This window comes from Kribbella sp. NBC_00482 (genome assembly GCF_036013725.1).
In the GTDB taxonomy this organism is placed as follows: domain Bacteria; phylum Actinomycetota; class Actinomycetes; order Propionibacteriales; family Kribbellaceae; genus Kribbella.
This window is the reverse complement of record NZ_CP107881.1, coordinates 1,737,778-1,758,127: the sequence shown is the minus strand read 5'-3', so window position 1 is coordinate 1,758,127 and position 20,350 is coordinate 1,737,778. Positions and strand designations below refer to the sequence as shown.

Annotated in this window: 13 protein-coding genes; 7 read left to right on the top strand and 6 right to left on the bottom strand. The window is 68.6% G+C overall.

The window, feature by feature from the left end; genetic code table 11:
* Positions 1 to 72: 72 nt before the first annotated feature.
* The 3 genes from OHB24_RS08825 (at position 73) to OHB24_RS08815 (ending at position 7,229) form a co-directional block, all read left to right on the top strand.
* On the top strand, positions 73 to 1,020 hold the full coding sequence (locus OHB24_RS08825; protein WP_327638460.1) for a LysR family transcriptional regulator: 948 nt from the start codon (positions 73 to 75) through the stop codon (positions 1,018 to 1,020).
* 117 nt (positions 1,021 to 1,137) lie between these two features.
* Complete coding sequence (locus OHB24_RS08820) at positions 1,138 to 2,253, top strand: M48 family metalloprotease (protein ID WP_327638459.1); 1,116 nt, start codon at positions 1,138 to 1,140, stop codon at positions 2,251 to 2,253.
* A complete protein-coding gene (locus OHB24_RS08815) occupies positions 2,250 to 7,229 on the top strand; it encodes an AAA domain-containing protein (RefSeq protein ID WP_327638458.1) in 4,980 nt (1,659 codons plus the stop codon). Before OHB24_RS08820 ends, OHB24_RS08815 begins: the two co-directional genes overlap by 4 nt.
* On the opposite strand, the gene OHB24_RS08810 is transcribed toward OHB24_RS08815, so the two are convergent.
* The 3 genes from OHB24_RS08810 to OHB24_RS08800 form a co-directional block, all read right to left on the bottom strand.
* Entirely contained in the window at positions 7,209 to 8,438 is a 1,230-nt protein-coding gene (locus tag OHB24_RS08810) for a glycosyltransferase (RefSeq protein WP_327638457.1), read from the bottom strand. The genes OHB24_RS08815 and OHB24_RS08810 overlap by 21 nt on opposite strands.
* A 100-nt stretch (positions 8,439 to 8,538) precedes the next feature.
* The gene (locus OHB24_RS08805; protein ID WP_327638456.1) at positions 8,539 to 9,129 is read right to left on the bottom strand and encodes a hypothetical protein; all 591 of its coding nucleotides are present in this window, start codon (positions 9,127 to 9,129) and stop codon (positions 8,539 to 8,541) included.
* 54 nt (positions 9,130 to 9,183) lie between these two features.
* Complete coding sequence (locus tag OHB24_RS08800) at positions 9,184 to 10,167, bottom strand: helix-turn-helix domain-containing protein (protein ID WP_327638455.1); 984 nt, start codon at positions 10,165 to 10,167, stop codon at positions 9,184 to 9,186.
* Positions 10,168 to 10,309: 142 nt separating this feature from the next.
* Between OHB24_RS08800 and OHB24_RS08795 the strand changes: the two genes are divergently transcribed.
* Positions 10,310 to 14,011 carry a S8 family serine peptidase gene (locus tag OHB24_RS08795; protein WP_327638454.1) on the top strand — a complete coding sequence of 1,234 codons (3,702 nt, stop codon included), beginning with the start codon at positions 10,310 to 10,312 and terminating at the stop codon, positions 14,009 to 14,011.
* 60 nt (positions 14,012 to 14,071) lie between these two features.
* Here the strand turns inward: OHB24_RS08795 and OHB24_RS08790 are convergent, their stop codons facing one another.
* Positions 14,072 to 14,443: an FKBP-type peptidyl-prolyl cis-trans isomerase gene (locus OHB24_RS08790; RefSeq protein ID WP_327638453.1), complete on the bottom strand. Its 372-nt coding sequence runs from the start codon at positions 14,441 to 14,443 to the stop codon at positions 14,072 to 14,074.
* Positions 14,444 to 14,523: 80 nt separating this feature from the next.
* On the opposite strand from OHB24_RS08790, the gene OHB24_RS08785 reads away from it, so the two are divergent.
* Positions 14,524 to 15,390, top strand: coding sequence for an alpha/beta fold hydrolase (locus tag OHB24_RS08785; RefSeq protein ID WP_327638452.1), 867 nt, complete (start codon positions 14,524 to 14,526; stop codon positions 15,388 to 15,390).
* A 27-nt stretch (positions 15,391 to 15,417) separates the two neighbouring features.
* On the top strand, positions 15,418 to 16,080 hold the full coding sequence (locus OHB24_RS08780; RefSeq protein WP_442913957.1) for a hypothetical protein: 663 nt from the start codon (positions 15,418 to 15,420) through the stop codon (positions 16,078 to 16,080).
* Positions 16,081 to 16,259: 179 nt separating this feature from the next.
* Here OHB24_RS08780 and OHB24_RS08775 read toward each other — a convergent pair whose 3' ends face one another.
* Positions 16,260 to 18,122 (bottom strand): hypothetical protein, encoded by a 1,863-nt coding sequence (locus OHB24_RS08775; protein ID WP_327638450.1) that lies wholly within the window; start codon positions 18,120 to 18,122, stop codon positions 16,260 to 16,262.
* A 344-nt stretch (positions 18,123 to 18,466) separates the two neighbouring features.
* On the opposite strand from OHB24_RS08775, the gene OHB24_RS08770 reads away from it, so the two are divergent.
* On the top strand, positions 18,467 to 18,907 hold the full coding sequence (locus OHB24_RS08770) for an SgcJ/EcaC family oxidoreductase (RefSeq protein ID WP_327638449.1): 441 nt from the start codon (positions 18,467 to 18,469) through the stop codon (positions 18,905 to 18,907).
* A gap of 24 nt (positions 18,908 to 18,931) precedes the next feature.
* On the opposite strand, the gene OHB24_RS08765 is transcribed toward OHB24_RS08770, so the two are convergent.
* Complete coding sequence (locus OHB24_RS08765; RefSeq protein ID WP_327638448.1) at positions 18,932 to 20,344, bottom strand: ABC transporter substrate-binding protein; 1,413 nt, start codon at positions 20,342 to 20,344, stop codon at positions 18,932 to 18,934.
* Between the last annotated feature and the right edge of the window lie 6 nt (positions 20,345 to 20,350).

Sequence of the window (20,350 nt, the reverse complement as noted above, 5' to 3'; positions counted from 1 at the left end):
TGATACGTCAGTGAAAAGTCTGGGATTCGGACAGCGGTCTCAGGTACTCCGAACTGGCCATAGCATCGTGTTATGGATCTGGAGATCCGCCACCTCCGGGTTGTCGCCGCGATCGCCGAGACGGGCAGCATCAGCCGCGCCTCGGTGCAGCTCGGTCAGAGCCAGCCGGCTTTGACCGGACAGCTGCAGCGGATCGAACGCCTGCTGGGTGGCCCGCTGTTCGCCCGCGACGGGAGCGGTGCGCGGCCGACGGCGCTGGGCACGATGGTGCTGTCGCACGCGCAGAGCATGATCACGCTGCATGACGACCTCTTGCGTGACGTACGCCGCCGGGACGCCGACGCCGGACTCGCGTCAGTGCGTCTGGGAGCGACTGCCGGACCGCTGGCGGCCGCGCTCGTGACGGTGACGCGCCAACTGCTTCCGGACGCGGAGGTCTCGCTGCACGTCTGCGACTCGGACGAGGAGCTGCTCGAGCTGATCGGGGAAGCGCGGCTGGAGCTCGGGCTGACATGCGACTACCCGGGTTACGAACTCGCAGTGCCGGACGTGTTGAGTGAAACCGTCCTGCACGTCGAGCCCGTGTTCATCGTGCTGTCGCAGGACCACCCGCTGGCCGCAGAGTCTGAGATCCCGCTCGCCGCGCTCGCCGGCGAGCAGTGGCTGCCCGGGGACGGGAAGGACGTCAGGATGCGGACGATGTTCCGCGACGCTTGCCGCCGGGCCGGTTTCGCGCCGCGCCGGATCCAGCACACGAGCGCCAGCATGGTGTTCTCGCTGATCAGTCAGGGTCACGGTGTGTCGCTGTGCCGAGCCACCACTGTGGAGCGTGAGAACGTCGTGGTCCGCCCGCTGGCCGACGACCCGATGTGGGTCCGCGAACGCCTCGTCTGGTCACCCGACGGTCCGGTCGCGGAACACGCCCCGCACCTCCGGGACGCCCTGCTGGCTGCCTACGAGACGCAGGCCGACACCATGCCGACTTACAGAGCGTGGCGCAGCAAGCGCAACCCCGCGTAGGCCGTTGTCCACAGGTCCCCAGTTCCTGGTCGGTTTTCGTCGGTTGGGGTGGTTATCGTGGCGGGCATGTTGTCGGCGCTTGGGTATCACCGGTCTGTCCTGGCGGTTGTTCGCCAGGTGGATGAGCGTGCCTGGGCGGCGTTGCACGGTGGGCCGGAGGGTTCGCTCGACGAGGTCTTGTTGCGGAACGCGTACCGGTTGGAGGCCGACGTCCATCCGGACGTCTTCCGGGCGGGGGAACGGGCGGCTCGTGCGCTGGAGTTGGACGAGGGGGTCGACTTCTACCAGGTGAGTGGCGAGCCGAATGCGGCGTACCTTCACCAGGCGGGCAAGGCGGTGATCCTCTTCCAAGGGGCGTTGCTCGACCGGCTGGACGAGGACGAGTTGACGGCCGTCATCGGGCACGAGTTGGCGCATCGGCTGTTGTGGCAGGCCGAGGACGGTGGGTACCTCGCCGTCGATCGGCTGCTCGACGCGGCTGCGGGTGACGCTCGGACGCCCTCGCAGTACCTCGAGACGCATCGGCGCTGGTCGCTGGCGACGGAGCTGTTCGCGGACCGTGGAGCGGTGACGGCGTGCGGTGATCTGAGTACGGCGATCCGCGCGTTGCTGAAGCTGGAGACGGGCCTGAGCACGGCGGACCCCGCGGCGTACCTGCGGCAGGCGGAGTCGCTGGATCTCCGCTCCGGGAGTCGAGGGACGTCGCACCCGGAGGCCGTCGGACGGGCGTGGGCGTTGAAGAACTGGCTCGACGGCGAGGACGTCGAGGTCCTGGTGACCGGTCCGCTCGACGTCGACGCGCCGGACCTGCTCGACGCTGTGTTGTTGCGAGAGCTGAGTCGAGACTTCGCCGCGGCGATCGCGCACACGGACGGTCTGCGGACGGACGCGATCGCCACCGCGGCCGCCGGCTTCGCGGATCCGCCTGGACCTCTCGGCGTTCCTGGCGGAGCGGTGCGCTTCGACGAGCCGTTGGCGGTGCGTCCGGTGGATGGGGCGCCACTGCCGCGACCGCGCCCGTTGACCGCCGCCACGAAGCGCTACCTGTGTTACTTGCTGCTCGATCTCGCCACAGCTGACCCCGAGGCCAGCGATGCCGGGCTGGTCGCGTCACTGGCTGTCGCGCGACGATCCGGGCTGCCCGGGTACGTCGATGTCGCGGACGACGAGCTCGGCTGGAGCGACAAAGAGCGGGCCCGCTTCGTGCAGGCCGCCGCGGAGGTGGTCGGATGAGCGCGGAGGATCTCGTCGCGCTGGCCGTCTCGCAGGGCGGTCTGGGCAACGACGCGTTGCTGGCGGCGGTGCTGCCGCTGTTTCACGAGACGGCGGCTGTGCACGAGCGTGGGCTGGTCGCGCCGTTGCGCGGACTGGATCGGATCGTGGTCGACGAGCAGAACCGGCTGGGATTCGCGCCAGAGGATGCAGGTCGGCCGACTCTGGCTTCCGCGGAGATCGACGCGCGGCAGGGGAAACGTCCTTCTGCTGTTGAGGTTGTGGCGCATCGCCAGGCCGACTTCGATCTGGGGGAGAGCGGCGGCCAGGAGACCACCGTCGTACCTGAGCCGGTTCCGGACGCGATCGCGGCGCCGACGCTGGTGGCCGGGTGGCAGAGCTGGGAGCACGTGGTCGGGCACCACGATCAGCTCACCGACATCTTCAGCCTGGGGCAGTTGCTGCTCGCGCTCGGCTGCGGTCTCGACCTGTCAAGGACGGCGGACATCGCAACCCTGATCGATGCCCGAGGCAACTTGTACCGGCTGGATCCGGACCTGCACCCGGTGATCGTCTCGGTCGCCGCGCAGATGGTCGAGCCGGACCGGCACCGGCGCGCGCAGGACCTGCATTCGCTGGTCGAGCAGCTGGAGAACTACCGCGACCAGCCGCTCGACTTCGACGTCGAGGCGATCGTCCAAGGCGTCGCAGACCGGCGTACGGCGGTGCTCGGCGCGCTCCGCGACCGGCTCTTCGACCTCTCCCGGCGGAACCGGCTGATCAACTTCCGCCCGACCGCCCAGACGCTGAACCTCACCGAGGTCTCGGTGCCGCTGATGCTCGACGTACGGACGATCCGCTCGGAGCAGCTGTTCACGTGGCGCGACGACATCGCGGAACACCTGCTGAAGAAGGCCCAGCCGCTGGGCAAGTGGATCCGGTACGACGAGGCGCCGTACGCCGCGAACACGCTGGACAAGCTGATCTCCACGGCGCGCCGGGATCGCGCCGACTACGGGCAGGACCAGCTGCGCCTGGTGCCGGCGTTCTTGCGCTGGCACGACCTGAAGAACGATCGGGACACGCGGCTCGCGTCGCCGTTGGTGCTGGCGAAGGTGGAGCTGACGAAGAAGCGCGGCGTGCGGGACTCGTACACGTTGCGGGTCACGGATCCGATCGCGGAGGTCAATCCGACGTTGCGGCACAGTTTGCGGCAGCTGTACGGGATCTCCTTGCCGGAGACTGTCGACTTGTCGGCTCCCGGTGCGCTCCGGGAGTTGCACGAGCGGCTCGCGAAGGAGATCCAGGCGACCGAGCCGGGTCTGCAACTGCATTTGCGCGAGAAGCCGCGGATCGATCTGGTGCGACAGCGGGCGATGACGCGGCTGCGGACGTACAACCGGCGGCGGCACGGGAACGTGGCGACTGGGTTCGGCGGGAAGCAGTATCCGTACTCGTACCGGCGTACGGACTATCAGCCGCTCGGGGTGCAGATCTTCCGGGCCCAGATCGCGCAGCAGTCGCTGCCGCTCGGGATCGCGCTCGGCGCGGAGCCGCGGCGGCCGGGAGCGCTCGAGACCGACGTGTACTCGCTCGACACCGAGGGCGGGCCGTACTCGTGGGACGTCGACCTCTGCGCGGTGTCGCTGGCGAACTTCAACTACCGGACGCTCGGCCTGGTTCGGGACTACGACGAGCTGCTGACGACCGGCGAGTCAGCGGCGTCGTTCGATCACCTGTTCTCGGACCGGCCGCGACCGGTGGGGAGTGCGCTGCCGGAGCTGCCTCCTGCCGACCGGCATGTCGTCGTACCTGCTGATGGATCGCAGGTGGCGGCGATCGCGCGGGCGCGGCGGGGCGAGAGCTTCGTGATCCAAGGACCGCCCGGGACGGGGAAGTCGCAGACGATCACCAACCTGATCGCGGACTTCGTCGCACGCGGGAAACGGGTGCTGTTCGTCTGCCAGAAGCGGGCTGCGCTGGACGTCGTCCACGCGCGGTTGGCGAGTCGGCGATTGGACGGACTGTGTGCGCTGATCCACGACTCGCAGGGCGACAAGAAGGCGTTCATCCACGGTCTTCGGGAGACGTACGAGTCGTGGCTGTCGGCTGAGGACGACCTGGATGCGTTGACCGAGCGGCGTGCTGAGCTGGTCGCGCGGGTCGATCGTCTGCTGGCGACCGTGGATGCCTTCGAGAAACAGTTGGCGGCTGGCAGTCCCCGCCTCCGGGACCTAGTCAATCGCCTTGCTTCGCTGCACGATCACGCATGGAACCCGCCTGAGGGATCCGAGCTGCCTGCTGTGGATGAGTGGTTCGCGGCCGGCGATGCTGTGCGGGAGGTTGCTCAGGCACTGGCGGCGGCTGATCCGTCGACAGGTGGAGTGTTGGCGCGGAGTTCGCTTGCCTTTCTTGCGCGGTGGGACTCCGAGGTGACGGCGTCCGCCAGAGAGCTCCGAACCAAGTGGGATGCAGTGGCGGTCGCGCTATCGACGTCGAGCGATGTGGCTGTGCGGGAGGTGCGCGGGCTAACTCAGCTCGGACGGTTGCTCGAGCCGTTGGCCGAGTTGGACCAGGTGGAGGCGATCGTTCCGCGGTCGGCGACGGCTCGTGAGCTGTCGGCCGCCGGTGCGGAGCGGAAGAAGCTCGTCGCCGCCGAGCGGGCCGCGTGGAAAGAGGCGGCGGGCTGGCGGGAGCCGCTCGCGTCGGCTGACGCACGATCCGCGCTGAAGGTTGCCCAGAGCAAGGAAGGTGGCGCGTTCTCGTTCCTCAGCGGCGACTGGCGCCGCGTGAAGAACCTGGTCCGCAGCCGCTTCGACAGTACGACGCGCTCCGTGCAGCCGTCCGTCACCGAGATCCTCACCGAGCTGGTCGCCGCCCAATCTGCCTCAGCCGCCGTCGCGGAACACACCGAGCAGACTCGCCACGAGTGGGCGGCCGACGATCCGCGCGAGCTGATCGACCAACTCGCCGCCGCCCGGAAGAGCATCCCCGACTGGCGTTTCGTCCTCGACGACGGTGCCCCGGCCGAGCTCGCGCGCTTGGCAGATGCCCTCGACGACGCGTCGGACGTCACCAACGAGCTGTTGGCCGATCATTGGGACACGTTGACAGTCGACGGTCTCCGCGACCTCGCCGATCGGCTGGCGTCCGAGAGTCCCGTCGTACGTGCCGTCGGTCCTAAGCTTCGGGAGCTGTCGCCTTCCGCGCTCACCGCTCTCCGTCGGCTGGATGCGACGCCGGACCAGATCGAGTACGCCGTGTGTGCCGCGGAATGGGAGCGTGCCCGCTCGGCTGCGCCGTTGCAGCTGTCCTCGGACCGCGTCGATGCGATCGTCGGCGAGCTGAGCATGGTGTACGACGACCTCACCGCGCTCAACGCGGAAGCCGTCGTCGCCCAGGTCCGGCGCCGGTTCCTCGCCGAGGTCGACCACTCCGAGCGCAGCGTGACCGGCATGTCGCCGGAGGCCCGCGAACGCAAGAAGACATTCGCGACCGGGCGGCGCGAGCTGGAACACGAGTTCGGCAAGGTCATGCGGTACCGGTCGATCCGCGACGTCGCGTCCGGCGCTCCCGGCGAGGTGGTGTCCGTCCTGCGGCCGGTGTGGTTGATGAGCCCGTCCTCGGTGTCCGACACGTTGCCGTTGACAACTTCGTTCGACGTCGTGGTGTACGACGAGGCGAGTCAGATCCCTGTGGAGGAGGCGATCCCGGCGCTGCACCGTGCGCCGCAGGTGATCGTCGTCGGTGACCAGATGCAGCTGCCGCCGACGCAGTACTTCCGGGTGCGCAGCGAAACCGACGATCTCCAGGCGGACGACGAGGCCGCCGAACAGGTCGGGATCGCGTTGACCGAGGACAGTTTCCTCTCGATCAGCGCGTTGCGGCTGGCGTCGACGATGCTGACCTGGCATTACCGGAGTCGCTCGGAGGCGTTGATCTCGTTCAGCAACGCGGCGTTCTACCAGGGCAAGCTGGCCACGGTTCCCGATCGGTTGCCGCCCAACACCGCGCCGCCGTGGACGCTGCGGGCCGACTCTCCGGTGGCCGAGGTGTGCGACAGCGTGCTGGCCGGGAGCATCACGGCGGTTCGGCTCGTCGACGGGGTGTACGTCCGGCGTACCAATCCTGCCGAGGCACGATGGATTGCTTCGCTGGTGCAGGAGTTGCTGGTGCGTGGGACCGGCAAGAGTCTCGGGATTGTGGCGTTCTCCGAGGCGCAGCAGGGCGAGATCGAGCGGGCGCTGGACGAGCTCGCGGAGCGCGATCCGTCGTTCGCGGCGCTGTACGAGGCGGAGCAGGTGCGGACGCACGGCGAGCAGGACGCCGGGTTGTTCGTGAAGAACCTGGAGAACGTGCAGGGTGACGAGCGCGACATCATCCTGATGAGCGTCTGCTACGCGGCCGGGCCTGACGGCCGGATGCTGATGAACTTCGGCCCGATCAACACGTCGGGCGGCGAGAAGCGGCTGAACGTGATCTTCAGCCGGGCGCGCGAACACATGGTCATCGTCAGCAGCATCGAGCCCGACGCGATCACCAACACCTACAACGACGGCGCGAACACGCTGCGCCGGTTCCTCGGGTACGCCGCTGCAGTGTCGCGAGGAGATCAGGTCGCGGCCAAGTCGGCGCTCACGTCGTACAGCCTGAGGACGACGCGCGCGGCCGGCCTGCGTCCTACTCCTGTCGTGGAACAGCTCGCTGCCGCGCTGGAGGCTCGCGGCGTGGAGGTCGATCTCGCGGTGGGCGAGTCGGTGTTCCGCTGCGATCTCGCGTTGAAGCTTCCCGAAGACACCGGCTACCGCCTCGCGGTCCTCGTGGACACCCCCGAACGAGTCGCTTCGGACACTCTCCTGGAACGGCTGACCACCCACCCCGGTGCGCTGACCACGACCGGCTGGCGAGTCCACCACGTCCTAACCACCGACTGGACCCGCTCACCCGACGCCGTCATCACCCACCTGATGGATGAATTAGAGCGCCCGGTCGACTGACCGCGTTGCCGCGCCGTCGAGCAGGAGCTTGGCGGCCACCGTCGCGCCGTCAGCCTTGACCGCTTCGCGCACCTTCGCGGCTCGGTCCCGCGTCTCGGGAGCCAGCGCCGTAGCGAGCGCGGCGGACAGTGAGTCGGCTGTCGGCGTCGGGCCCTCGTGTGCGGCGCCGATGCCCAACGCGGCGACCCGAGAAGCCCAGTACGGCTGATCCGCGATCAGCGGTACGACGAGCTGCGGCACGCCGGCCCGCGCGGCTGTGGTCGTCGTCCCCGCGCCGCCGTGGTGCACGACCACCGCGACCTTCGGGAACAGCGCCTGCTGGTTGACCTCGCCGACGACGAAGCAGTCCTCGCCGTCGCCGGCGAGGTCGGCCCAGCCGCGGCTGAGCAGTACGCGGCGCCCGTGTGTGCGGCACGCGTCGATGGTCGTCTGCGCGATGTCCTTCGGCGCATGTGCGGCCATGCTGCCGAACCCGACGTACACCGGCGGCTCGCCGGCATCGAGGAACGCCTGCAGGTCGGCCGGGAGCGGGCGGTCGTCACGCAGGATCCACGCGCCGGTCTGGACGACGTCGAGATCCGTCATGCCCTTCGACGGGCACAGCGTCGGATCCGCCGCGAGCCAGGGGTGATCGGTGAAGACGTAGTCGCGGACGTTCTCGACCGGCGGCAGTCCGATCGCGGCCCGCTGGCTGTTCAGCGCCGGTCCGTACAACTCGTTCACCCGCTGAGCATCGTGCTCCCACAGCACGCGCAGGTCGGTCTCGTCCGGCGGCGACGGCGTACCCGGTCGTGCTCCGGGAGGGAAATGCTGCGACGGAATTCCAGCCAGGTGAAAGCAGGCGAGCACGTAGCGGAGGCCGAGTTTGTCGGCCACGTCTCGTGCCCCGGCCGGCATCAACCCGGTCGCCACGATCGCGTCCGCACCTTGCGCCACGGCGCCGAGCGTCTCGAACCGGGCGGCGACGAGCCTGGGCGCCAGCTCGAACGCGGGATGCCCCGATGCCGGTTTCGGCGCGGTGACCACCGACCGCGCCGACGGACCGAGCGGCACCATCGGTACGCCGGCCCGCTTCAGCAATGCCTCGAAATCCGGCTCCGGTGGCACACAGACCACGGCCTCCGCACCGACCTCCCGGAGCGCCACCGCCAGCGCCGCCAACGGTTCCACATCGCCCCGCGATCCCCAGGCCGTCAATACAACACGCATTGAAAGGTCTCCGTTCCCCGAGTTTGCCGGCCTCCGCATGAGGCGGTCGGCCGCCCATTCTGCGCGTCGAACCTGGGCTTGCGGCAAGTCCCCCGGTCCGCTATAGATTGGAAGTAGTAGGGGGATGTGGGCGGAGTTGGCTCACGATCAGGCCGGCGAGTAGCGAGCCGAGTGTGCCTAGGGTCAGGTCGCCGAGGGTGTCGGTGTAGGCGGTTTGGAGTTCGGGTGAGTTGCGGACGAAGGTGACGTACTCGCCGACCTCCCAGACGACCGCGGCGGTGGTGCCGAAACCGAGGGCGACGAACGTGGTGACGGCGCTCGAGAGCCCGCGGGGTGCGAACGCCAGCAGGACGCCGGCCGTGAGGAAGGCCCACAGGATGAAGTGCATCGCGTCGTCCCACCAGTTGATGGTGTCGAACAGGTTGAGCCGGTTGCCGATCAGGTCGATCAGCCAGGGCAGCGTCATCAGCAGATCCGCCGGCCACGGGAAGGTGCGGTGCAGTTTGCTTCGCGTTCGTCCGTAGGCCCACCACCACAACGGCAGGATCATCCCGCCGAGCGGGTACACGATCAGGCGGGCGGTCGACGCTTTCCCCTTGATTCCGCTGAGATCCGGCCAGATCAGGGCCGACAGCAACAACCCGAGGAGCAGCACCTTCGCGAGTAGAGCGCCGTACCGTGTCAAACTCATACCACCAGTCAATCGGCCCGCCGTGTACGGCGGATGCGTACAACTACCCGATCATTAAACGCCAAGCCAGCCGCGGCGAGAGGCTTCATGGCCCAGTTGGAAGCGGGTGACGACCTGCGCCCGGTCCATCAGCTGGCTGACCCGGCGCTGGACGGTGCGTAGCGACATACCGAGCTGGCCGCCGATGGCGTGGTCGGTGAGGCCTGCGAGCAGCAGGGTGAGGATGCGGGCGTCGATGTCGTCGAGGCGTTCGGCGGCGAGCTCGGTGGTGCCGTCGGCGGTGGGCAGGACCTCGTTGGCGGTCGCCCAGACCAGGTCGAACAGGTGCAGTAGCGCGTCCAGCAACCCGGACGGATGCACGAGCAGCGCGCCACCGGCCGCGTTCTCCGCAGTGGGGGCCAAGGGCAACAACGCGAGTGAGCGGTCGGCGACGATCAGCCGGAGCGGAAGATCGCCGGTGACCCGGATCTGCTCGCCGGCCTTTAGTGACTCGGCCACCAGGTCGACGAACCCAGGCTTGGCGAACGCTGCCCGCTCGACGACCACTCGATACGTGACGCCGCGAGCCAGTGCCGCATCCTCGTCGACGTTCTCGTCCGCGGACACCACCGCGACCGACGCCTTCACCAGCGCCAGTACTTCCTCCGACGCCCCACGCTGCATCTGGCCGAACCGCTGCGCCACGGCCTGCGCGCCGCGAACCACCTCGATCACGTCGGTGTCGGAGCGATCCGCCATCACGCCCCGGTACTGCTCCGCGAGCCGCCCGAGCTCGAGCTGCGCCCGCCGGATCTCTTCCTGGCGTTGCACGATCAGCGAGCCGAGCGCGAGCGTCGGCGGGGACGCGACGAAATGGCCCGGCATCGCGGTCGACCGCGCCACCAGGCCCTTCTCCTCGAGTCCGTCGAGGGCAGCGGCGACGTCGGCGACCTCCACCTCCATCGCGGCGGCCAAGGTCTCCAGCGACTCCGACGGCAGCGCGATCAACCGCCGGTAGGCGCCTTCCTCGATCGCATCCAATCCCAGCACGTCGAGCATCGTGCGCTCCTTCGAGGGCCCTTCGGTGACGTACGGCGTGGCGGACAGATGTCATGCCGCAATCCCGCCATTGAGCAGTCTACGGCGGCATGGCATGTTCATGCCATCTGTTCCGCCAGGTCCCCCCAGGAAGGGTCCGCCCATGTCCCGATCCGCCCGCGCCGTCGCCGGTGGGCTCGCCGTACTCGTGGCACTCGCCACGGTCACGACGACTCCATCGCAGGCCGACGGCGTCGCTGTACCTGATGCCGCACCACCCACCCCGTCGACCCACCGCGTCACGCTCCTCACGGGCGACGTGGTCACCCTGACCGAAACGGCGGGCGGTCCGCCGACCGCCGCCGTCGAGCAGGCGGCCGGCAACGCCGGAGGTGTCCAGATCCAGCAGGTCGGCGACGACCTGCACGTCGTACCGGACGTCGCGTTGCCGTACCTCGCCGCGGGCCGTCTCGACCCCGAACTCTTCAACGTCACGTCCCTCGTCGATCAGGGGTACGACGACGCGTCGGTCAAGTCGATCCCGCTGATCGTGCAGTACCGCCCGGGCCTGCGTACCGCCGCGGCGACCCCGCAGCACGCCGACCGTGGCGCCACGCTGGAGAGCATCGGCGGTCTCGGCCTCTCCGCGCACAAGGCGGAGGCCTCCCAGTTCTGGTCCGACGTTACGGCTAGCGCCGCTAGTACTTCTAGCACTGCTAGGTCCGCGACGCCGGGGCAGTTCGGCGCGGGGATCCAGAAGGTGTTCCTCGACGGGAAGGTCGAGGCCAGCCTGGCCGAGAGCGTCGCCCAGATCGGCGCGCCGGACGCCTGGGCCCAGGGCCTCGACGGCACGGGTACGACGGTCGCGGTCCTCGACACCGGCATCGATCAGACCCACCCCGACGTAGCGGGGCGGATCGCCGAGACGAAGAGCTTCGTCCCGGGTGAGACCACCGACGACGTCAACGGTCACGGCACCCACGTCGCCTCCACGGTCGCCGGTACCGGTGCCGCGTCGAATGGCCTCGAGAAGGGTGTCGCGCCGGCCGCGCAGCTCGCGATCGGCAAGGTCCTCAACGACGGCGGCTCCGGTGCCGAGTCCTGGATCATCGAAGGGATGGAGTGGGCGGCGCACCGCGCCAAGGTGGTCAGCATGAGCCTCGGCAGCACCGAGGCCAGTGACGGCTCCGACCCGATGGCGCTCGCGGTCGACGAGCTGAGCGCCGAGACCGGCGCCCTGTTTGTGATTGCCGCAGGCAACTATGGTCGCGTCGGCGGGATCGGCTCGCCGGGTGCGGCAGCGTCCGCGCTCACGGTCGGTGCGGTCGACAAGAACGACGAGCGGGCGTACTTCCAGGACATGGGTCCGCGCCTCGGCGACGCCACGGTGAAGCCGGAGATCGTGGCGCCGGGCGTCGACGTTCTCGCGGCCCGCGCGGCGAAGTCCTCGGGCACCGGGTCCTACAAGTCGCTCAGCGGTACGTCGATGGCGACGCCGCACGTGGCCGGTGCCGCGGCGCTGCTCGTCCAGAAGCACCCCGACTGGACGGGCGAGCAGGTCAAGGCAGCACTGGTCAGCACCGCGAAGCCGCTCGCCGGCGAGACGGCGTACCAGGTCGGTGGCGGTCGGCTCGACGTACCGGCCGCCGCTTTCGGGAAGATCACCGCGACCGCGACCCGCGACTTCGGCCTCCACACCTGGCCGCACGGCGACGACGCTCCGGTCGAGCGCACGATCACCTACACGAACCTCGGCGACACCCCGGCAACGCTCGACCTGTCGGCCGACGTGACCAGCGACGGTACGACGCCTGCGCCCGCCGGGCTGTTCACACTCGGCTCCGCCCAGGTCACCGTGCCCGCGAACGGCACCGCTTCGGTCGCCGTCACCGCGACGCCGAACCTGGCCACGCCGGGCCTGACCTACTCGGGCACCGTCATCGCCAAGCAGGCCGGCCAGCAGATCGCGCAGACCGCGGTCGGCCTCGTCATGGAGGGGGAGCGGTACGACCTCACCGTGCACGCGACCGGGCGTGACGGCAAGCCCGCGGGCGGGTTCCTGACGCTGTACAAGTACGGCGACCAGTTCGTCAGCACGCTTGAGATCGACCCCGCGACCGGCACCGTCTCCAACCAGCGTCTCGAGCCCGGCGTGTATGCGGCGTACTCCTGGCTGCCGGTCGACGGTCAGGACGGCGTCGCGCTGGTCGGCAATCCGCACCTCGTGATCGGCAAGAACACCGACCTCGTGCTCGACGCGCGGAAGGCGAACCCGATCACGCTCAGCACGTCGCTGCCCGGCGAGGACGTCTATCGCCGGTCCGGCTGGTACCACGACTCCGGGATCGGTGGTGACTACGCGACGTTCCTCAGCCAGTACGTGCCGACGCCGGTGGTTACCAAGGTGTACGCCGCTCCGACGGGCGCGGTGCCCGGTGGCGTGTACGACTTCTCGTCCCGCTGGCGCCGTACGTCGCCGCTGGTGTCGATGACCGTCGACTACAAGGCGCTGCACCCGTTGCTGCAGCGTGGCTCGAAGCGCTGGGACGGCAAGGCGACGCTGACTGCGGCGTACGTCGGTGCTGGTGCGGCCGCGGACTACGTCGGCAAGGACGTTCGCGGGAAGGCCGTGTTCGTGACGGCGAGTGATGCGGTCACGCCGAGCGCGCGGGCGACGGCTGCTCGCGACGCCGGCGCTCGGTTGCTCGTCGTGGTGAACAACGGCGCGGGCAAGTACTACGACCTCGCCGGCGGAACCGATCTGCCGGTGTACTCGCTGACGGCCGCCGAGGGTGGACCGCTGGTTGCGCGGATCGGTGCCGGGGGCAACGTTCGGCTTCGGGTGATGGGTACCGAGGCGCCGCCGTACCTGTACGACCTGGTGAAGGCCTACTCCGGTGCGCTGCCGGCGGACCTGCGGTACGCGCCGCGGTCCGGGGACCTGGCCACGGTCGTCAACCGGTTCGTCGGGCCGACCGGCGAGCTCGCGTTCGAGAGCCGCGCCGACTGCCGGATCGGGTTCTGGCCGCCGTGTCTGCAGGTGACCGAGCCGATCCACCTCGGGACCCAGCGGATCGACTTCGTGTCCACGCAGGCGGGGACGGACTGGTACGAGCAGACGAACCACCCGCGGGGCTGGGAGCAGCGGGGCGACCGGCACACCTACAAGCCGCGGAGTCTGCAGACGAACTCGTGGTTCGCTCCGGCCGCTCGGCCGCGGGTCGGCTCGGGGTATTGGAACCCGCGCCGCAGCGGTGACTTCTTCGCGGTGAACGTGCCGACGACGAGCAGCGGCGACCAGGGCGTCACCGGGGCGATGGACGACGAGTCGACGGTGGAGACGCGGCTGTTCCAGAACGGGACGCTGGTCCGGAAGAGCTCGTTCCAGGCGGTGCAGACCGGCGTACCGGCGACGTCCGGATGGGCGGACTACCGGTTCGAGATGGACACAGCCCGGCCGGAGGTGTGGAGCCTCGGGACGAAGACGAAGAGCGCGTGGGACTTCCGGGCCCAGACCACCGAGTCGAGCGACTGGGTCTACCTACCGCTGATCCAGCTCGACTACCGCCTGGCGACGGACCTGAACGGTGCGTTCGCGGGTGGCAGCCGGCAGCAGATCGGGCTGTCCGCGTTCCACCTCGCCGGCGTCGAAGGTGCGGGCAAGGTCAAGGGCGCGACGCTGGAGGTCTCGTACGACGACGGCGCCAGCTGGCAGGCCGCTCCGCTCTCGCGGACGGGTGCCGAGTGGTCGTCTGTCGTGCGGCTGCCGAAGGGTGCGTCGTACCTCTCGCTGCGCGCGACGGCGACCGATGACGCGGGCAACAAGGTCAGCCAGGAAGTGATTCGGGCGGCCGCGATCCGGTGACGAAATGACTCAGCCGGCGGTGACCAGGAGCTCATGGTCACCGCCGGCTGTTGGGTTTCGTCAGCTGACGGTGATCAGGTCCACGACGAAGATCAGGGTCTCGCCGGGCTTGATCGCGCTGCCCGCGCCGCGGTCGCCGTACCCCAGGTGCGGCGGGATGACGAGCTTGCGCCGGCCGCCGACCTTCATGCCCTGGACGCCGGTGTCCCAGCCCTGGATGACCTGGCCCACGCCGAGCTGGAACGCCAGCGGGGCGCCGCGGTTGTACGACGCGTCGAACTCCTCGCCGGTGGAGTGGGCAACGCCCACGTAGTGCACGTTCACCCGGGAGCCGGCCTTGGCCTCGTCGCCCTCGCCCACGGTGATGTCGGTGATCTCCAGATCCGCCGGCGGCGGTCCATCCGGAAAGTCGATCTCTGGCTTCTCAGTCATGCCACCAGCTAACCAGACTGCCCTAGGCTCTCGGTCAGGAGGCCGACCAATGGGGGTGGGCCGGACCGGGAGGTGCTGTGATGTCGGAGCCTGTGACGCAGACGCTCGACGTACCGGGGGCGATGCTGACGTACGACGTTCGTGGAGACCTGGCGCAGCGGCCGGTGCTGCTGATGATCGGCTCGCCGATGGGCGCCAGCGGATTCCCGACGCTGGCGTCGCACTTCGAGGATCGCACGGTGGTGACGTATGACCCGCGGGGCGTGGAGCGCAGCACCCGGAGCGGTGAGCTGGGGGAGCTCTCGCCTGACGACCATGCCGGTGACCTCGCCGCCCTCATCGAGCACCTGGACGCAGGGCCGGTGGACATCTTCGCCAGCAGCGGCGGTGCGGTGAACGCGCTGGCCCTGACCGCTCGTCGCCCTGATCTCATCAACACACTCGTCGCGCACGAGCCGCCGCTCGCCGGGATCCTTCCGGACAGGGAGGCTGCACTGGCCGCGGTCGCGGACATGTACGAGACGTACCAACGCGACGGTATGGGTCCCGGGATGGCGAAGTTCATCACGCTGGTGTCGTTCGACGGCGAGATCCCGGCCGACTACACGCAGCAGCCCGCGCCGAATCCGGCGATGTTCGGCCTGCCTGTGGACGACGACGGGTCTCGTGACGACGCCCTGCTCGGGCAGAACCTTCGCGGTTGTACGTCGTACCAGCCGGACTTCGACGCCCTGGGCAAGGCGGCGGACCGGATCGTCGTCGGGATCGGCGAAGAGTCGGAGAACGCGCTCGCGGGTCGTGGCGGGAAGGCGGTGGCTGAGCGGCTCGGGCTGACGCCGGTCGTGTTCCCGAGCGGGCACGGTGGTTTCCTCGGCAATGAGTACGGACAGCCGGGCAAGCCGGTCGAGTTCGCCGCCAAGCTCCGCGAGGTGCTCGGCGTAGAGTAGCGCTCTGTGATCAAAGCGCTCGTTTTAGTGGTCAGCTTGCTGACTGCACCTGCCCCGGAAACGTATGCGCAGTACTCCTTGATGTTCGAGAAGTCCGCCGGCCAGTACTTCGCCGGCGGGACGGCGGCCGGGCAGTGGACGTGGACTCCGTTGAGTACGACGGAGTCCGACATCTCCTGGGGTGACCCGAAGGCCTGGCCGCCGTCCTCTGCAGAACATTTCATCCACGACGGCGACTGGGTCCTTCTCGACGGGTACAACGACGGCGCCGGCCGCCCGCTCACGCAGATCCAGCGCGTCACCACCGAAACCATCGGCGACGCGAACTGCACCAACCAGCAACCCATCCCGTCCGCGGCCGGCCGCCAGCACTACGTCAAGTGGACCATCCCCGCGGCGGGCTACTGCCTCGATGCCACCGGCACCATCAAGCCCCCGAACGGCTCCACCACCGTCCACTTCCGCCACCTCCAGAAGTGGCTCCCACCCCACCCCTGCAACAACCCGTACTACTCGAACCAAACCTGCATCACCCAGTACGAACAGTGGTGGGACGACAACCAACACCCCTACGCCCTCCAACTGACCCGCACAGTCGAACTGGCCCGAGGCCTAGGCATGTCCTTCACCAACCGCACCACCGACCCCCTCACCTGGAACGCCGACGGTCGCTACTACTGGCACTACTGAGGAGCTCGGGGTTCCCAACCGCAATGCCCCGCGGGACGAGCGGTTCGGCTGGCCTTACTCTGCCCGAGCATCGTGGCCGCGGTTTTGGAACGAGACTCGCGCGCGACGTCATCGGTTGGGGCGTGCTCCATCGCTGCCGACCGAGTCGACCTCAGCGGCACCTCGGAAGGCGAGCACATCTACAAGACCCTCGGGTTCACCAGAGCGTGGGTGCCGGTGTGGTCGACGACGAACCGGAACCCGTGGGGGCTGATCCAGTCGACTGCTCCGGTGGGCAGGCGTCGGCTTCGCCAGCCGCCGAAGGTTTTGGCGCGGTGGTGGAGTCTGCCTAGCGGTATGAGGTTGTCGGTGGTGGTTTGTCCCGGTGGACCGGCGCGCTCGTACGGCGTGATGTGGTCTTGATCCATCCGCACGGTGGCCTCGGCCCCGCTGAACGGGAACATGTCGACCGGGTGCTGGAGTCTCACTCGTTCACGGATCCGGTCCGGGATCTCGTAGCTGTGAACATTGACCTGATCCTGAAGATCGATCACCGGCTTCACATTGATCTGGTCATGACCGAGAAGCTCGCCCAGTTGGCCGGCGAGCAGCGGCCCGAGCTCTTCAACCCGCAGCACACCGTTGCCGGTAGCAAGCGTCCGGTCGGTCAGGTGCACGTACAGCGTGTGCCGCACCCGCCGCCCACTCCCCGCGCCGAGCCCGTTGCGGTGGGCCTCTTGCTTGATCGCCGCAAGCCGACCCGGCAACGTGCCCGCCAGCGCCACCCGCGTAAACCCGTCCCCAACATCCCCACCACCGGCCCCACGCCCATCCACGCCATGAGCCCCACCCTCACCCGCACCGCCACCCGCGCAGTCGGCCTCGCAGTCGGCCTCGCAGTCGGCCTCGGACAGGATGGCGATGTCGGCTACCGCGCTGTCCTGCTCGTCCAACTCGCCCAGCGCGATCTGCGCGGCCAGTTGGTCCAGGGTCTGCTCGGGCTGCACGGGCTGCACGGGCTGCTGGTCATGCTCGTCCAGGGCGGCCTGCTCGTCCAGTTGGTCCAGGGTCTGCGCGGACTGCTCGGGCTGCTCGGTCTGGACGGCCCAGCCGTCCGGGGCGGTCCATGGCCTCGCGGGGTCGGTGTCATCGTGTGCGCGCTCGGCGGCCTCGCGGTCCGGGTCCTGATCGGGTTCGTCGCGGTTCGGCGCAGCCGGGCTGCGGTCGGTGGCATCGCCTGGGGCGCTGTGACTCGGCTGGGGATGGGGCGGCTGGGTGCGGGCAGCGGCGGGCTGGGTGCGGGCCAGGTAGCGGGCGACCTCGAGGAGTTGGTGGGCTGCTGCCGGGTCGGAGATCCAGCCGATTGCCTTTGCGCGGCGTTGGTCCAGGTCGTCGGTGTCGCCGAGGATCTTCAGCGCGCGGGCCAGGTCGTCGATGGTGGCGTCGAAGCGGATCACGTCACCGGCTGCGGCGCGGACCCAGATCTGTTTTGTGCCGTGGTCGTCGGACGGGGCCACGAACACGCCTCGGGTGCGGGCGGCGGCTTCTGCTTGGGCTTTGGCGGCTTCGGGGTCGGCTTCCCAGACCGCGGCCTTGACGATCTTGGCCAGGGCACCGGGCGTGACGGTGTTGACGATCCCGGCGACCCGCCGGTCGACGATCACGGCCGCTTCCTGCGACAGCGCCAAGCAGGCATGGGCGACTTTGCGGGCCCTCCAGGCGACAGCGTTTCCGTCCAGTACTGCGGCCCAGGTCCTGGGCAGCCGGTGGCGTAGTGCGAGGGCCTCGCCGATCAGCGCGGCGGCCGCGCCGCTCGACATGCGCATCACCGCGCCGAACTCGATCGGCGCGAACTCCGCGACGCCGGGGCAGCCGTCACCGCCGTAGACGTGGATCTTCTCGTAGCCCGGGCGTGGCTCGCCCAGCACCACCGCGTGGCGGTCGGCGTAGGCCAGTGCGGCCTCCAGCACGCGCACGGCGGCCCGGTTCTCGATCCGGCCGTACTGCGACGCCGCGGCCAGCAGGTCCGCGGTGTCGAGCTGGTCCAGATCTTCTTCGAACATGTGTTCTATTCTAGATCACGATCGTGTCTCGTTCAAATCGGATCAAGCCCAGAAGCCTTATCCACAAGGGATATCCGGACTGTCGATCGTTCTCTCATAGCGGGAGGAACCCGCTTGACCACGGTCTGCGGCCGATAGACAGCCGTCGCGAAGCTCCGTTCCTCCGAGGTGCGGGACAGTCGCTCCACGGCCGCATGCCGCCGGAGGCGGCCGACAAAGCAGTCGCCGCGAAGTGGTGTCCGATTTACGCGACCCGGCTCCTTCTTGTTGCCGCGGCGTACGGGCGCTTGCCGTGCAGGCGAGGGCTTGACCTCAAGTTTGGTTGATGTTTCACCATCGACCTCATGGACACTTCACGTGAGGCGGATATCGCGGCGATCGAGCAGGTGATCGCTGTTGTCGAGCACGCCCAGAACAACGAGCTCCCCGACGAGTTTCTCGGGCTGTTCCGAGCGGATGCGATCTGGACGACGGGCGGTGGCAAGCGGCTCTTCGGCCTCGAGGCGATCTCGGCCTTCACACGTCAGGTGCTTCCCGGCGGGATGCAGGGCATGACGGTCACGTTCGAGTTGGAGCACGTGCTGTTCATCCGGCCCGACGTCGCCGCGGTCAAGGTGCGCCAGGTGTACCGGACGCCCGACGGGCCGGACGTTGGTGCGCCGCTGTGGGTCATGGCGAAAGAAGACGGGCACTGGCTGCTGACCGCCTGCCAGAACACCGGCGTTCTCGAAGACGAGTTGGTTGCAGACGTGAAAAGCAGGCCTGTCTTCAGTCAGAGCGACTGAAGGCAGGCCTGCAGTGCGTAAGAGCTACTTCTTGACTGTCTTGTTGTACTGGTCGATCTGAGGCTTGATGGAGTCTGCCGCGGCCTTCATGGCGGTGGCTGGGTCGGTGCCCAGGACTGCCTTCTCCAGGCCGTCTTCGGCGGCCTTGCGGGCCTGCGGCATGACGCCGAGGATGCAGCCGGAGGAGGCGTTGGTCGGCTTGGTGTTGTGGAGTTGGGTGATCGCGGTGGTGAACTGTGGGTACTGCGCCACCCACGCCTTGTCCGACGGCTCGTCCAGGGCCTTCCTGTTGATCGGGAAGTAGCCGGTGCCGGTGTGCCAGGCTGCTTGCTGGGCGGGGGAGGACGCGAACTTCACGAACTCCCACGAGGCGCGCTTCTCGGCGTCGGAGTGGCCGGGCCCGTCGATCCACAGGGAGGCGCCGCCGATGATCGGCCCGCCGCTGTCGGAAGCGGACAGGTGCGGGAACGGCGCGGTCATCACCGTGAACTTGCCCTTCGCGGCGTCCAGGTAGCCCCGCAGCGAACCGGTCGACTCCAGGTGCATCGCCGACGTACCGGACTTGAAGACGGCCTGGGCGTCGTCGGTCTTCTTGCCGGTGTTCGGCATCAGACCCTGCTTGACCATCTCCTGGTACCAGGTCGCGATCTTCACGCCCTGCTCGTCGGCGAAGTTCACCTTGGTCGCGAGGTCCTTGCGGCCGTTGTCGTTGTCGCAGTACGTCGTACCGGACTGGGCGATCAGCTGCTCGACGAACCAGCCGTAGATCGCCGCGTTGAAGCCGTACTGAACGGTCTTCCCGCCCTGCTTGACGGTCAGCTTCTTCGCCGCCGCCATGATCTCGTCAAGGTTCGTCGGCGGCTTGGCCGGGTCGAGGCCGGCCTTCACGAAGGCTTCCTTGTTGATGTACAGCAACGGCATCGACGTGTTGAACGGCATCGAGTTCAGGGCCGAGTCGATCGAGTAGTAGTTCGCGATGTTCGGCTCGATCGAGTCCAGCGTGTAGCCGTCCTTGTCGGCGAACTTCTGCACCGGCACGGTCTGCTTGGAGTCGATCATGAACCGCGAGCCGATGTCGTAGATCTGTACGACGGACGGCGTGTTGCCCTGCTGCACCGACGTCTTGTACTTCGTGATCGTGTCGTCGTAGTCACCCTGGTAGACCGCGGTGACCTCGATCTTGCCGGAGTTCGCGGCGTTGAACGCCTTCACCAGCTTGTCGACGGCCGCGCCGTTCGCGCCCTTCATGCCGTGCCAGAAGGTGACCTTCGTGACCCCGCTCGCCTTGTCGAGCGCGCTGGCGTCGGGCGCGTCCTGCCCGCCGCTCGCGGAGTCCTTGGAATCGTTGGAGCTCCCACCGCAACCGGCGGCGACCAGAGCCAGCACCGCCAGCATCGACGCGGCAACCGCCGTGCGCCCTTGGAGGACGGATCGCATCAGAAC